This window comes from Desulfomonilaceae bacterium (genome assembly GCA_041662605.1).
In the GTDB taxonomy this organism is placed as follows: domain Bacteria; phylum Desulfobacterota; class Desulfomonilia; order Desulfomonilales; family Desulfomonilaceae; genus CAJBEZ01.
Genome location: JBAZSD010000014.1, coordinates 44,648 through 59,388, shown reverse-complemented (window position 1 = coordinate 59,388; position 14,741 = coordinate 44,648). Strand labels below are relative to the sequence as shown.

Sequence of the window (14,741 nt, the reverse complement as noted above, 5' to 3'; positions counted from 1 at the left end):
GAATTATGCCATATTCCGTTCCTGTCTCTAAGCTGATGATCAAACCGGGCGAGTGGCCGATCCTGTCTGTTGAAACCGATGTGGAAACAGCCATTAAAATCCTGCGAATAGGCACTGAAGAAAAAAAATTGCAGCATGGGCATTCGACCCCTTTAGTAGTTGATGATGATTACAACGTAATAGGATTTGTTCACCTGATTGATCTACTAAGAGAGGTCAGGACATTGTGCGATTCGTCCGACTCTCCCTGTGACACCAGTCGAGCGACAAGACCGGTGAGTGAGCTTGTAACTCCCTTTGCCGGAGCAGTTGAGGCCGAAGACCCTATTATCAAGGCATTGGACGTCATGATGGAACACGGGATATCAGTTGTTCCAGTACTGGAGAACAACAAATTGCAAGGGGTAGTCAAGCTGGCCGACATATTTAACGCCGTCGCTGCTATTCTTTTTGATAAAGAGATCATCGATCAAAAAGAAATCCTTATGAGACGACTTCACCTGTAATTTAGGAAAACCGCCATGATTACTACAAAATTGCTTATGATAGACGATGAGGAGAGCTTTGTCTCTGCGCTCTCAAAGAGACTCGCTCTTAGAGACATTGAGGTCGTCCCCGCCCATAGTGGACAGGAGGGACTCAATAAACTCGATGAAGACCCTTCGATTGAGGTGGTTTTACTCGATGTAAAAATGCCCGGAATGGACGGCATAGAAACGCTTAGGCTTATTAAAGGGGCCCATCCCATCGCGGAAGTCATCATGCTCACTGGACACGCCACCTTCGAAACGGCGATTGACGGTATGAAACTGGGAGCTTTTGACTACTTGATGAAGCCTTGCGAGATTGACGAGCTGACCACTAAACTGGACGCTGCAAGAAAAAGACATCAGGAACATCTCGACAAAATATTGGAGGCCACAGGGAAACAGTTACGAGGTCAAAGAGCCAGGTGAGACACGATCCCGATCATAGTTTTTATATCTAAACTCTTCCGCATGATCAGGGAAGACTGATGGAGATCAAATCAATGCCGAAAATCACGGACTGCATCCTTCGAAGCCCAAGTCTCCCCTCTCCATTAAGGGCTTATCAATCAACATTTTTACGGGTCACTCTCGCTTTCGGCGGAGGCCGTTTATGAATAGCAGCGAAAAGACAACTGATTCATATTACAGATCTTTAACGAGAAATATCGTTTTGATAATTGTCGGTGTTTCGGTAGTTCCTCTAATCTTGATCACACTCACCATAAGGCATTTTTCGCAGACATCATACCAGGACAAGGTTATTGAACATCTTCAGGTATTAAACAAGAAGCATAAACAAAATATCGATAGTTTTCTTCGTGAACGACTGGCCGATATCACAGTAATGAAAGACTCCTACACCCTTGATCAACTTGCAAATAACGATTTCCTGAAAGAAAAACTCCAGTCTCTGCAAAAGAATTCCAGTGACGCATTGGTAGACCTCGGGATAGTTAACGATCAAGGAATTCAGATCGCATACGCGGGCCCATACGATCTCAAACGGGCCCATTACGCCGAAGCCCCCTGGTTCAAGGAAGCGATTCAGCAACCCAGCTACATCAGCGATGTTTTTCCAGGGCTTCGGGGAATTCCGCATTTTATAGTCGCTGTCAGGGGTAGTGACAACGGCAGGCAATGGTTGCTAAGGGCCACTGTTGACTTCGACAAGTTCAATTCACTGGTTGAAAACATACGAATCGGGGAAACGGGCTTCGCGTTCATCCTGAACAAGAAAGGCGAATTTCAGACCAAGCCGCGAACCGAGGTTCCACCCCTGAAAGACCCATACCTGAATTTTCTGTCTCCGGATACTCGGGACAACGAGCAGGAAGGCATAGTCTCCAATTCTCAAGTAGACGGTAAGGGTGTCATACACGTCATGTCCAGACTGAAGAATGGAGACTGGGTACTCGCCTTCCAGCAAACTGAGTCCGACGCTTACAAGGCCCTCTACCTGGTTCGAACCGTAAGTGTCCTGATATTCTTCGTGGGAGTCATAGGCATAATCGTTGTTGCTGTTCTCCTTTCAAAGAGACTGGTAAAGCGAATAAGACAGGCTGACCAGGAAAAGGAGATGATGACCGAGAAATTTATTGAGGCCGGAAAATTAGCTTCAGTGGGAGAACTGGCAGCCGGCATAGCGCACGAAATCAATAATCCGGTGGCGGTCATGCTGGAAGAAGCTGGTTGGATGCAGGATCTGATAACAGACGCCGGTCCCGAATCCATACCGATGGTGGACGAATTTCAAAGGTCCCTGGCTCAGATAAAGGCCCAGGGAGTGCGTTGCAAACAGATCACCCACAAGCTGTTAAGTTTCGCCAGAAAAACGGATCCAATACCCAAGAAAGTCAACGTTAACGATATCACCCGTGAAGCTATATCCCTCTGCGAACAGCGGGTCCGTTCGGGCAGCGTCAAAATACAGGCTCAATTCGCCGATGGACTACCCACGATCCGGGTGTCTCCTTCGGAAGCGCAACAGATATTCATCAATCTGATAAACAACGCCATTGACGCCATCGAGCCAAAAGGCGGCGCAGTCAAGATATCGACGAGGCAGGAAGGTGATTTCCTGGTTGTTGATGTGGCTGACAACGGACCGGGAATCCCCAGTTACGTTCTACCGCGGATTTTTGATCCCTTCTTCACTACAAAACCGGTCGGCAAAGGCACGGGGCTAGGCCTTTCCATCTGTTATGGAATCGTGAAGAAATTGGGTGGAGACATAAGCGTGAACACGGCTGAAGGCATGGGAACCACCTTCCATGTAAAGTTTCCGATACCCAAGGCCCGGGAAGAGAAAACGGGCCACTAGAGGGAAACAATGAGTTCTGATCTTGTTAGTGACACAAATCAAATCAAATTGTTGCTGGTTGATGATGAACAGGCGTACGTGAGTGTTTTGGCCAGGAGGTTTCAAAGAAAGGGCTTCCTTGTCAAAATAGCCAATAACGGGACGCAGGGGATTCAACTGGCGAGGCATGAAGATTTTGATGTGGCGGTCCTGGATTTGAAAATGGACGATATGGACGGAATAGAGGTTCTGAAGATCTTCAAGAAAATGGTTCCAAAAATGGAGGTTATAATGCTTACCGGACACGGGTCGGAACAGGCGGCCCGGGACGGGATGCAATTCGGCGCTTATGACTACCTTACAAAACCATGCGATTTTGAGGATCTCATGGCCAAAATCTGGCAGGCGCATGAGCGCAAAACCCTCCCTACCGATAATGGCGACATCGACTAATAATATGGATTTACAGCGTATTCAGGATTTCAATCAGGCTTGTGATTGTCACTGGCTTCAAACGGCCCCGGCTGGGAGTATATCAATGACGACCAACGAAGCTCTGGAGTTGCTTAAAGCAGGGAATTTAAGATTCACACAAGGCGCCCACACAGGACACGAACACCATGAACATAGACGAATTCACACTGCGGAGAATGGCCAGAAGCCATTTGCCGCAGTCTTGGCGTGTTCTGACTCCCGTGTTCCGGTCGAAATGCTATTTGATTGCGGCATCGGGGATATCTTTGTGGCTCGTGTAGCCGGAAATGTAGCCGGGGTGGAGCAGTTGGGGAGTCTTGAGTACGCCGTGTCTCATCTGGGGGTCGCGTTGGTGGTTGTGCTGGGACACAGCAAATGTGGAGCCGTAACCGCTGTTGTTCAGGGTCACGAAATGCAAGGGCACATTAAATCTCTCGCTGAACGGATTGCGCCTGTTGTGGAGGAAACTCGCAGGATTTATCCCGACATGGAGATGGACGAGCTATTGGACGAGTGTATCCGCGCTAATGTACGTTACATTAAGGATCATCTTACTGACAAGAGTGTGTCCATGAAAAAAGCCGTAGAAGATGGCTCCCTAAAAATAATAGGCGCCCATTATGACATTGGGAGCGGACACGTTGATTGGGATTGAAAACATTTATTCGGCAAATCATTCCAATAGTTATTTTCCGCCAACTCCCGGAGTGAGGGGTTTGATTCTAAAAACATAGAAAGGCGGTCGAGCGGTTTCTTTTTTCCAGTGGACGCTGCAGCGTTCCGGACTACGGAGCATAGCTCAGAAGCATTTCTGACGCTTCAGGCGCTGTGAAATCGATTGAAATCATGACGCTCAGAATGAATATGGTCAGAATGGAGAAGATAAAAAGCTTTTTGCCCCAGAGCCGCTCATCGGAGGCTTCAAAGCCGGACCAGGCCATATACAGCCAGGAAAGTCCCAACACGGTCGCCACGGCAAAGGCTCTATAACCTGTGTACCCCCAGAGGGTCAGCATCAGAGTAGCCGCCATAAAAGCGAGGATATAACCAACAATATGCCTTTTAGTGGCGGTTGTTCCCCGCTTGACCGGCAGAATCGGGATCGCCGCAGCGGCGTAATCATCCAGCCGAAAAACGGCGATGGAGTAGCAGTGACCCATCTGCCACAGGCTGAAGATCGACAACAATATCACCGCTCCCATGTCGAAGCGACCGGAGACTGCGCAATATCCGGCGAGGGGCGGCGCAGCTCCCGCCAGACTGCCGATCAATGCCCCGTAGACTGAATTGCGTTTCATGTACAGGCTATAGACGACCACGTAAATCACAAGGCCCGCCAGCACGATGACAACGGACAGCAGGTTTGTCGCCACCCAGAGCAGCGCCAGTCCCGAAATGCCCAAAATCGTGGCGTAGAATATTGCGATCTTCAGTGAGATGAGCCCTCTGGCAAGCGCTCGGCCGCGCGTCCGGATCATTTTTCGATCTATTTTTCTATCGATACAGTTGTTGAAAACGCAACCGGAAGCGACAACCAGGGATATGCCGATGAGAGTCACCAGGAGGGCAAGGCCGTCAACCCGCCCCCTGGAGGCAAGAAAAAAGCCGGCGGCAGCGGAGATCAGATTGCCCAAAACGATCCCCGGCTTGGCAATGAGCAGATAGTTTTTGATCCTTCCAGGCATTCTCACATCATTCGATAATACAGATCATACATGATCCAGATGCTTCCTCCGACAAAGAGGGCCATGATCACTAAAGTGAACATCAGCGCCACCACGTTCCAACGCTCCGCCGATGAAGTGTCCAGATGCAGGAAGTAATGCATGTGCGCCAGAATCTGCACGAAGCCGGCGCTGAATATGCCGGCCAGGGTCATCCAGGGCGACAGGGCGCCGCTCATCACCAATGCAAACGGAATGGCGGTCAGAATGAGGGAAAGAACGAAGCCGGCGCCGTAAGATTTGAGACTTCCCCTGCTTGCGCCGACGCTGTCGATGGATGCTTGACTCATTACACAACCCCCATCAGGTAGACGATACTGAAAATGCCGATCCAGATGATATCCAGAAAATGCCAGAACATACTCAGACGCATCAGCCGTGATTGAACGGGAGAGGTTAAACCTTTGGCGACCACCTGAACCATCATGACCGCCATCCAGATCAGCCCAAAGGTCACATGGGTACCGTGAGTCCCTACCAGGGTGAAAAAACTCGAAAGGAAGGCGCTGCGGTCCGGTCCATGGCCCTCGGCAATCATGCGGTGGAATTCGTTGATTTCCATGGAGACAAATCCGAGCCCCAACAGAAACGTGACGGTGAGTCCAATCAGAACCCACTTTTTCACGCCGTCGCGCACGGCCAACATCACCAGACCAAAGGTCACGCTACTGAACAGCAGGAAGAGGGTTTCAACCAACACATAAGGCAGGTCAAACAATTCCTTCCCCGTCGGTCCGCCGGCATAGTTGGTCCCCAGGACGGCAAAGGTAGCGAAGAGCGTCGCAAACAGGATGAGGTCGCTCATAAGATAGATCCAGAAACCGAATGTCTGAATCGCGACCGTATCGGTGTGTTCAACTTCCAGGTTATTAGTGGCGCCTAAGGTTGAAACGTCTGTTGTCATCATTTACATCTCCGCTACAGGTTCTGGGATGGTCTGATCGTATGTGCGACGTCTATTTACGATGGATCCCAACTGTAGATAGCGTTCATTTTCGATCCGCTCAACCTCGGCGGCGGGTATGATGTAATGGATGTCATCATCCATTGAGCGGGCAATGACCGTGAAAAGAATACCCAGGGCAGCCAGTATGGCCAGCCACCAGACGTGCCAGATCATGGCGAACCCGAACACGAAAGCCAATGCGCCTATGATAAGGCCGTGCGGCGTGTTTTTCGGCATTTCGATATCGGTATATTGATCCGGCCGCTGGTATGCGACGCCTCTTTCCTTCATGTCCATAAATGCGTCGACTTCTTCTACGATAGGTATTTTCGCGAAATTATAGACCGCTGGAGGAGACGATGTCATCCACTCCAACGTGCGGCCGTCCCAGGGATCGCCTGTCGGATCAGCGAGGGCGCGGCGCTCCCTAATACTGACAAACAATTGAATTGCCTGAAAGACGATGCCGAGCAGGATCACCGCGGCGCCCAATGCGGCGACGATCAGATAGGGATGCCAAGTCGCGTTGGCATAATGCGCCATACGACGGGGCATACCCATGAAACCCAGCACGTACAGGGGAGCAAAAGCGAGATAAAAGCCGATCAGCCAGAGCCAGAAGGCGCGTCTGCCCCAATTTTCGTTCAAACGAAAGCCCATGGCCTTGGGGAACCAATAATAAAAACCTGCGAAAAAGCCGAACAGGGAGCCGGGGATCAGCACATTGTGGAAATGAGCGATCAGAAACAGGCTGTTGTGAAGCACGTAATCAGCCGGTGGTATAGACATCATTACGCCTGAAGACCCGCCGACGGCGAAGGTCACAATAAACGCCAGGGTCCAGTACATCGGCGTAGTAAACCTTATGCGGCCACGATACATGGTGAAAAGCCAGTTGAAGGTCTTTACCCCGGTGGGGATGGCAATCAACATGGTCGCAATACCGAAAAATAAGTTGACGTTGGGGCTGGCGCCCATGGTGAAAAAATGATGCAACCAGACGGAAAAGGACAGGACCGTGATGACCGCAGTGGCATAGACCATCGATGTGTAGCCGTATAGCCGTTTTCCAGAGAAAGTGGCTACGACTTCCGAAAAGATCCCGAAAGCCGGCAGGATCAGGATATAAACCTCGGGATGGCCCCAGGTCCAGAACAGGTTGACATACATCATCGAATTGCCGCCGAGCGTGTTGGTGAAAAAATGCATGCCCAGGTAGCGATCGAGTGTCAACAGGACGAGATCGACCGTCAGAACCGGGAATGCCCAAACCATGAGCACCATGGTGAAAAAAGTGGTCCAAACAAACAACGGCATCCGCATGGGTTTCATGCCGGGAGCCCGCATCTTCACGATGGTGACGAGAAAATTGATACCGGTCATGGTTGAAGCAATACCGGAGATCTGGAAGGCCCATATCCAATAGTCCACCCCCACGCCGGGGCTGTATTCCTGTTCAGTCAGCGGGGCATATCCCGACCATCCGGCTTTGGAAAACTCGCCATACCCCAAAGATACCATGACCAGTAATGCCGCTGCCGTGGTCAGCCAGAGACTGAGCGAATTCATAAAGGGAAAGGCTACATCGCGTGCGCCGATTTGCTGCGGCGTAACGATATTCATCAACCCGACCATAAACGGCATGGCCATGAACATGATCATGATCGAGCCGTGAGCGCTAAATATCTGGTCGAAGTGATCAGGGGGCAAGAAGCCAAGGGAACCGCCCGCGGCGACGGCCTGCTGAGAGCGCATCAGAATGGCGTCGGCGAACCCGCGCAGCAGCATGACCAATGCGAGAATAATGTACATGATCCCGATCTTTTTGTGGTCGAGGCTGGTCAGCCATTCCTTGTACAGGTAGGTCCACTTTCTGTAGTAGGTGATCAAGGCCATTATCACCAGGCCGAGGACAACCGCACCACCTACGGCGCCCATCGTGATCGGATTATCATACGGAATCGCTGAAAGGCTTAACTTTCCAAACATCTCAATTTTCCTCCGAAACATCGGTCCCTGCGTGAGTAGAAACCGATTCTCCGCCCATAGCCCCGTGATTTTCTCCCATAGTCGGATTGAATTTGCGCAGGATATACACAAACAGATCGGGCTTGACTGAAGAGAAATAGGTCACGGGGTGGTAACCGACGCTCGGCTTTGTCAACTCCTCATATCGGGCCAGATCAAGCTTTTCCGGAGATTGTCTGATCTTTTGCACCCACGACTTAAATTCTTCACTGGAAACCGCATTCGCCTGGAAATGCATGTCAGCGAAACCGCGACCGGTGAATTGCTGATTTTGCCCGGCATAAGTCCCTGGTTTATCAGCCAGGAGGCTCAATCGGGTTTGCATGCCTGCCATGGCGTAAATCTGGCTGCCCAGTTGCGGGATGAAGAAGGAAGCCATTACGGTGTCAGAGGTGATTTTGAAGCTGACCGGAACGTTGACGGGAAAAGTGATTTGATTGACAGTCGCGATATTGTGATCCGGGTAGATGAAGAGCCATTTCCAGTCCAGACAGACGACTTCGATGTTGATGGGCTTGTTGGCCGAAGGTATAGGCTTATAGGGATCCAGAGAATGGGTCCTGGTCCAGGCCAGAATCGCAAGAACCGTGACAATGCCAATGGGAACCGCCCACATGAAAAAGTCGATTTTAGCCGAATGGTTCCATTTAGGCATATAAGTCGATTTGATATTGGAAGCCCTGTACTTTAGGGGAAACCAGAAAGCCATGATGAAGACGGGAATGAGGACGATCAGCATGAGCGCTATGGCTGTAATGATGACGAACCGCTCCGACTCGCCGATCGGTCCTTTGGGGTTCAACAAGAGTATCGTGTCGCAACCTCCAAGGAAAGTTACGGCGCACAGGGATGACAAGCCGACAAAAACGAAATATCTGTTTCTCTTCATTTATCCCCCAAAGCCTCAAGGGTCTTGACCCGGAATCGCGGCTCCGCGGTGACTCCCTGACGTAGCTCCAATTTAAAGTTACCGGGCATAGAATTTCTATGTTATCAAAATCTATAGAGGCAAATCCTATGCCAGATTATCAGCCCGCTGCTGACGCTTATAACAAGTTACTCAATATCAACAGGTTATAGAGACGGATTTTCTTGTAATCAGGATAGATCGGCGCAGCGCCGCAAGATGTGAACACTTTGATTAATAGAGAAGACATGGCAGATTCGCCCCATATTGTTTATGTCTGCCGATTTATTCTGTAAGTTAAGTATGTTATCTCCTGTGCGTTTATTGCTCTTTTGATTAACTTCGTAGATCAATTCCGCACATCAGTTCCAGTCGCTACCATTGGGAAACGGCGCCTGAACGGCATTCTTGAATCCCTTTATTATTCTCCGCCTCGAAGACTTCACATTTACGCCTCCGTCTGTTGTGACAGACGTTGGTTCGCGGTTAACGGACGCGTGGCGCATTAATCTCGTAGGCAGTCCGAAACCCCGACCTTTAATTTGCTAGCTCTTATACATCGCTTTAATCAGATCCCCAAAATTCTTGTTTACGTGGCGTCGCTTTACTTTCATTGTAGGAGTTACTTCGCCGTCCTCTTCATAGAGCTTCTTGGGAACAATCCTGAATTTCTTGACTGTCTCCACATGAGACAGGCTCTTGTTGACTTCCTGGATTTCGGAATCGATGAGTTCTACTATTTCCGGGGCCTTGGTGAGGCTTTCATAAGTGGTGAACGGTATCTTGTGGTCTTGAGCAAACTGGACTACGTTTTCTTCATCAAGCACAATTAAGGCCGATATGAATTTCAGCCTGTCACCGATGACAATTGCGTCATTGATGTATGGGCTGAACTTCAGTTGATTTTCTATGTTCTGAGGGGCAATGTTTTTCCCGCCTGCCGTAATGATCAGGTCTTTTTTCCGATCCGTGATTTTCAGAAAACCTTTGTCGTCAAGGCGCCCAACATCGCCTGAACAAAGCCATCCGTCCAGTATCGTTTCAGTTGTAGCCTCAGGGTTTCGGAAATACCCCATGAATACATTGCCGCCCTTAACGAGTATTTCACCATCGTCGGCTATTTTGACTTCAACGCCGGGCAAGGCCGGCCCGACATTACCTAATTCAATGTCGTCTCCCCGATGAATGCACGTAGGGCCTGATCCTTCAGTCTGGCCGTAAACTTCCCTCAAAGGAACTCCGATACCATGAAAGTATCTCAGGACATCCGGCGAAATTGGAGCTGCCCCCGATACGGCGAGCCTGACTCTTTCAAACCCAAGACGTTCCCTGAGCTTGTAAAAGATCAAGATATTCACGATTGACCGTAGAGCTTTCAAATATATAGGCGCCGCCCCAGACTGAAATCGGGCCTTCCCATATTGCAGGCTTATTTTCTCGGCGATGGAGTAGCAGACTTTCTTGAACCAGGTCGAGTTCGCCATTTTAATGCGGATTGTTGAATAGTATTTTTCCCAAATTCTTGGCACAGCGAAGATAACCGTGGGCGAAATTTCCTGAAAGTTCGCCTGAATGGTGTCAGTGCTTTCCACAAAATTGACAGTGTACCCGTATCGTATTGGAAGAAAAACGCTGAACATTCTCTCCGCAATGTGACTTAGAGGCAGAAACGACAGTAGTTCGTCGGTTTCAAAGATCGGTGTAGCGTCGCCAATGGATTTTGTTGTCCAGGTGATATTGTGATGAGAAAGCATAGCGCCTTTGGGAGGGCCGGTTGTCCCGGAAGTATAGATGATCAGCGCCATATCATCCAAGTTTGTATTATTAGTTAATTTTTCAAACAGATCCGGGTTCTTTTCCTCCATAGATTCCCCAAGTTTTAGCAATTCGTCAAAGGTCATAACCATGGGGTCGGAGAAACGCTTGAGGCCTTTGGTATCCATAACGATTATTTTCTTAAGTTCAGGGGTTTTGTCCCTAAACTCAAGAGCCTTGTCCAGTTGTTCCTCATCTTCTCCGATATAGAACTTTGCTTCGGAGTGCCCAACAACATACTCACACTGAGTAACGGAGCTTGTAGTGTAGACTCCAACGGTAACAGCTCCCGCCGCCATAGTAGCGAGGTCCGCATAAAGCCATTCCGGTCTGTTTTCACCAATTACAGCGACTCGGTCGCCTTTTTCCAAACCTAAAGAAACCAGTCCCAGACAGGTATATTTCACGTTTCTCAGATAATCGGACCATGTTATGTCGCGCCATACGCCCAGGTATTTTCGTCTTAAAGCGACTTTATCGGGCGCAACTTGCGCTCTGGCCAGAAACATTTGAGCGATTGTCAAATTAGTGTCAAACATAGAAATTTATCCAGGTTTATTATTTCTGATCAACGCCATCGTTTTTTGCGTTTGTAGCGTTGGAATCCCTTGACCGAAGTTTCCTGTTTTACGCCAAGATAAAATTCCTGAACGTCCTCGTTTTCCGAGAGCTTCTCGGGAGTTCCCTCAAGCACGATTCGTCCGGATTCCATGATAAACGCGTGATCCGCTATGGACAACGCTTTACGAGCGTTTTGTTCCACCAGAAGGATAGTGGCGCCGGCGCGGTTTATGGATTTTATGATGTCGAATATTTCCGAGACCAACAAAGGGGACAGTCCAAGAGACGGCTCATCGAGAATCATCAGCTTGGGTCTGGACATCAGGGCTCGAGCGATCGAAAGCATTTGCTGCTCTCCACCGGAGAGTGTTCCTGCTAATTGTTTCAGCCTGTCTTTCAGCACTTTGAAATAACTAAAAACTTGTTGCAAGTCGGTGTCTATATCCCTGTCTCTCCTGGTATAGGCGCCCATCATCAGGTTTTCTTTGACCGTAAGTTCCGGAAAAACTTCTCTCCCTTCGGGAACGTAGGCTATTCCGAGGGGAACTATTTTTTCGGTTTTCATACCATCGATGCGTTTTCCCTCGAACCAGATCGAGCCCTTTTCGGGCTGGTCCTCGATGTAACCCATAATGGTCTTGAGAGTAGAACTCTTGCCGGCTCCGTTAGCGCCAAGAATGGCTCGAATCTGGCCTTGTTCCACTTTTAGAGACAGGCCTCTGACCACCATAATTTTGCCATAATAGATTTCAACGTTTCGTAATTCGAGCATGGCTCCGCTTTTCTTCGATCTTGATTCAGCGTGAACTTGTCATATTGATTAAATGGTCCTAATCCTGTCCAAGATAGGCTTCGAGCACCTGAGGATGGTTTCTGACTTCATCCGGCGTACCCTGAACCAGCTTCACTCCGAAGTTCAGCGCCATCACCTCGTCTGAAACATCCATGACCAGATTCATGTCATGTTCAACCATGACAATTGTGACTTTAAAGTCATTACGAATGTCCCGGATCCAGAACATCATGTCCCGTTTTTCTTCCTGGTTCATTCCTGCTGTCGGCTCATCCAGCAGCAAGAGAGTAGGTTCCATGGCCAGCGCTCTACCCAACTCGACCAGTTTTCTAACACCATAAGGCAATGAGGACACGAAGGAATCCCTATAAGCCTCAATTTCGAGGAATTCTATGATCCGTTCCACCACTTCCCGGTGATGGCATTCTTCCTTTGCGGCTCGAAAATTCCTCCCCAAGAACGAAGCTCCTGAAAAAACGCCTGTTTTCATATGAATGTGACGTCCCAGGAGCAAATTATCCATTGTGGTCAGGCCCCCGAACAATTCTATGTTCTGAAAGGTTCGAGCAATACCAAGACTTGCCGCATGGTGAGATTTTTTGCCGGTTATATCCTGACCTTTGAAGATGACTTTACCTTTCGTAGGTCTGTAGATCCCACTGATACAGTTAAAAATAGTGGTCTTACCGGCGCCGTTCGGTCCTATGATCGAGAATATCCGTCCTTCTTCCACCTCCATGGAAACCCCATGGAGAGCCACAAGACCACCAAAAGAAACCAACAAATTGTTCAGTGACAGCAGAGCCATTTTGGATAATTAAACGCCCTTGATTTTTATTCGTTGAGGCGCGGCCGGGAATTCGCCATTTACGACCCGCGCCTCATCAGAAACTAGCGCAACAATCATTCACCCTTGTAGGTGAGCCAGTCAGACATCTTAATCGGCTCTCCGTTAGGACCACATTTCGATATGAAAACAGATTTCATCCCCTGATGGTCTTCTGGAGTAAACGTGCAGTCGTATCCCAACCAATCGTTCCAGTGTCGAATAGTTTCCATGGCCTTCACGAAAGTATCGGGATTCAAGTCTTTACCTGCTCTTTTCAGACCCTCAACCATCGGCTCAACAAAGACAAAGCCGGCAAGGAAGAAAATTCCAGTGTATTGTTCATTCGGAGCGAATTTTTTCTGAGCTTCGAGATATTTCTTTACCAAAGGACTTTCCACGTTCAGGAAGTTTGCGTAAACGACTCCAGCCCACAGACCCTTTGTGATTTTGTGCATCAAGTGGGAATCCGAAAGAGTGGAACTCGCTACCCACTGGGGCTCATAACCCGCGGCTTTGGCCTGACCAAGTATTATTGCAGCGTGTTTGGGCAGTATCCAGAGTATCACCGCCTCGGCGCCGCTTTCTTTGAGCTTTAAGGCATGGGATTTCAGATCTGTGTCGGTAACCTCTACGGGAACTTCAGCGGTCAATTGAATTCCAGCCTTTTTGGCGTATTTTTGGGCGCCCAGCAGACCTTCTTTTCCGTAATCATCATTCTGGTAGAAAAAGGCTATTTTCTTCTTACCCATCTTTTCGACGAGGTACTGCGTCAGGAGATAGGCTTCGTCAGTGTACCGCGGGTAGACAGCGAACAGATATTTTTGTAGTGGAACCGACCAATGGGCGGATCCCGTAGCAGGGCCAACCCATGGGACCTTGTTTTCCATCAGGTAATCGCGGACCGCCATGCCTGTAGAGGTGCCGACTCCGGAAGCGACACCAAACACCCCTATGCTTTCCACAAATTCTTTTGCGATGGCTTTGGTCTTGGCTGGTTGATAAGAGTCATCCCTAAGGAAGTACTTGATTTTTCGACCGGCTATTCCACCCTCTTCATTAACCAGATCAAAAAACACGCCTGTTCCTCGAGCGACCGCGCCCCATAGAGCCGCGGGACCTGTTTGGGGACCCCACTGACCTATCAGGATTTCAGTGTCACTTACCCCTCTAACTTTGTCAGCAGACCAAGCGGTGTTGACGGTAATCGTCAGCCCCACTAGAACCGCTAAAACCACCAATCTCTTCAGGCCTTTTTTCATTAACTACTCCTTTTTCTTATTCAGACTAACCGGAGCAAATCCGCTTCACCGGGCTAACCGATTTGTAAGGATGATTGATGAGAGTTTTTCTCATCACGTGTAATGATAACGCCCTTCAAAACAAGCAAGCGCTCTAACCCTTGTACCAGGAGCCATTCTCAAAGAGGAAAATAAACACGCTTATGTTTTCACTCTCTTTTCCCGAATCGCCTTTTAGGCGAACTTTAATTACCACCGTGCCGATTTTCTCAACATTGGGCAAGTTTCCCTTATCGTTATTTTCGGAAATCTCCGGCGGAAATTTGAGTTCATAACCCAGGACTCTGATCGGATTCGAACGGCACAATTCAAGGTAGTTCTCGTATGAATAAAATTTCTTGAATATTGAAGACGGAGCTAGCAGATTCCATACCTTATCCGCGTTCCGGCTCATTTCAGCTTCAAAATAGTCTTTGATTACGGCCTGTAAATCATCCTGGGAACCGGCCCACGACAATATATGCAATGAAAGAAATGACGGAATGATCACGAGTTTCAAAATGACGGAAACAATGAAAAATCTACGTTTCACTTTGA

At 49.0% G+C, this 14,741-nt stretch carries 15 protein-coding genes; 5 read left to right on the top strand and 10 right to left on the bottom strand.

Annotated elements, in window-relative coordinates; all coding sequences use genetic code 11:
* The first annotated feature begins 5 nt into the window (after nucleotides 1-5).
* The 5 genes from WC647_12170 (at nucleotide 6) to WC647_12150 (ending at nucleotide 3,958) form a co-directional block, all read left to right on the top strand.
* Nucleotides 6-506, top strand: a complete 501-nt coding sequence (locus WC647_12170) for a CBS domain-containing protein (GenBank protein MFA6223059.1) — start codon at nucleotides 6-8, stop codon at nucleotides 504-506.
* Nucleotides 507-521: 15 nt separating this feature from the next.
* Nucleotides 522-956 (top strand): response regulator, encoded by a 435-nt coding sequence (locus WC647_12165; GenBank protein MFA6223058.1) that lies wholly within the window; start codon nucleotides 522-524, stop codon nucleotides 954-956.
* A gap of 184 nt (nucleotides 957-1,140) precedes the next feature.
* Complete coding sequence (locus WC647_12160; protein ID MFA6223057.1) at nucleotides 1,141-2,850, top strand: ATP-binding protein; 1,710 nt, start codon at nucleotides 1,141-1,143, stop codon at nucleotides 2,848-2,850.
* Nucleotides 2,851-2,859: 9 nt separating this feature from the next.
* Nucleotides 2,860-3,282: a response regulator gene (locus WC647_12155; GenBank protein ID MFA6223056.1), complete on the top strand. Its 423-nt coding sequence runs from the start codon at nucleotides 2,860-2,862 to the stop codon at nucleotides 3,280-3,282.
* 85 nt (nucleotides 3,283-3,367) lie between these two features.
* A complete protein-coding gene (locus WC647_12150) occupies nucleotides 3,368-3,958 on the top strand; it encodes a carbonic anhydrase (GenBank protein ID MFA6223055.1) in 591 nt (196 codons plus the stop codon).
* Nucleotides 3,959-4,088: 130 nt separating this feature from the next.
* On the opposite strand, the gene cyoE is transcribed toward WC647_12150, so the two are convergent.
* From cyoE to WC647_12100, 10 genes are all read right to left on the bottom strand, one after another.
* A complete protein-coding gene (gene cyoE, locus WC647_12145; protein MFA6223054.1) occupies nucleotides 4,089-4,988 on the bottom strand; it encodes a heme o synthase in 900 nt (299 codons plus the stop codon).
* A 2-nt stretch (nucleotides 4,989-4,990) separates the two neighbouring features.
* Nucleotides 4,991-5,317, bottom strand: coding sequence for a cytochrome o ubiquinol oxidase subunit IV (gene cyoD / locus WC647_12140; GenBank protein MFA6223053.1), 327 nt, complete (start codon nucleotides 5,315-5,317; stop codon nucleotides 4,991-4,993).
* Nucleotides 5,317-5,934, bottom strand: a complete 618-nt coding sequence (gene cyoC, locus WC647_12135; GenBank protein ID MFA6223052.1) for a cytochrome o ubiquinol oxidase subunit III — start codon at nucleotides 5,932-5,934, stop codon at nucleotides 5,317-5,319. Before cyoC ends, cyoD begins: the two co-directional genes overlap by 1 nt.
* Nucleotides 5,935-7,962 (bottom strand): cytochrome o ubiquinol oxidase subunit I, encoded by a 2,028-nt coding sequence (gene cyoB / locus WC647_12130; protein MFA6223051.1) that lies wholly within the window; start codon nucleotides 7,960-7,962, stop codon nucleotides 5,935-5,937. It lies immediately after the preceding gene.
* A gap of 1 nt (nucleotide 7,963) precedes the next feature.
* Nucleotides 7,964-8,890: a ubiquinol oxidase subunit II gene (cyoA, locus tag WC647_12125; GenBank protein ID MFA6223050.1), complete on the bottom strand. Its 927-nt coding sequence runs from the start codon at nucleotides 8,888-8,890 to the stop codon at nucleotides 7,964-7,966.
* A 563-nt stretch (nucleotides 8,891-9,453) separates the two neighbouring features.
* A complete protein-coding gene (locus WC647_12120; protein MFA6223049.1) occupies nucleotides 9,454-11,262 on the bottom strand; it encodes a long-chain fatty acid--CoA ligase in 1,809 nt (602 codons plus the stop codon).
* A 29-nt stretch (nucleotides 11,263-11,291) separates the two neighbouring features.
* On the bottom strand, nucleotides 11,292-12,056 hold the full coding sequence (locus WC647_12115; protein MFA6223048.1) for an ABC transporter ATP-binding protein: 765 nt from the start codon (nucleotides 12,054-12,056) through the stop codon (nucleotides 11,292-11,294).
* A 58-nt stretch (nucleotides 12,057-12,114) separates the two neighbouring features.
* On the bottom strand, nucleotides 12,115-12,885 hold the full coding sequence (locus WC647_12110; protein ID MFA6223047.1) for an ABC transporter ATP-binding protein: 771 nt from the start codon (nucleotides 12,883-12,885) through the stop codon (nucleotides 12,115-12,117).
* A 95-nt stretch (nucleotides 12,886-12,980) separates the two neighbouring features.
* Nucleotides 12,981-14,165 carry an ABC transporter substrate-binding protein gene (locus WC647_12105; GenBank protein MFA6223046.1) on the bottom strand — a complete coding sequence of 395 codons (1,185 nt, stop codon included), beginning with the start codon at nucleotides 14,163-14,165 and terminating at the stop codon, nucleotides 12,981-12,983.
* Between the two features lie 133 nt (nucleotides 14,166-14,298).
* Nucleotides 14,299-14,736, bottom strand: a complete 438-nt coding sequence (locus tag WC647_12100; protein MFA6223045.1) for a hypothetical protein — start codon at nucleotides 14,734-14,736, stop codon at nucleotides 14,299-14,301.
* Between the last annotated feature and the right edge of the window lie 5 nt (nucleotides 14,737-14,741).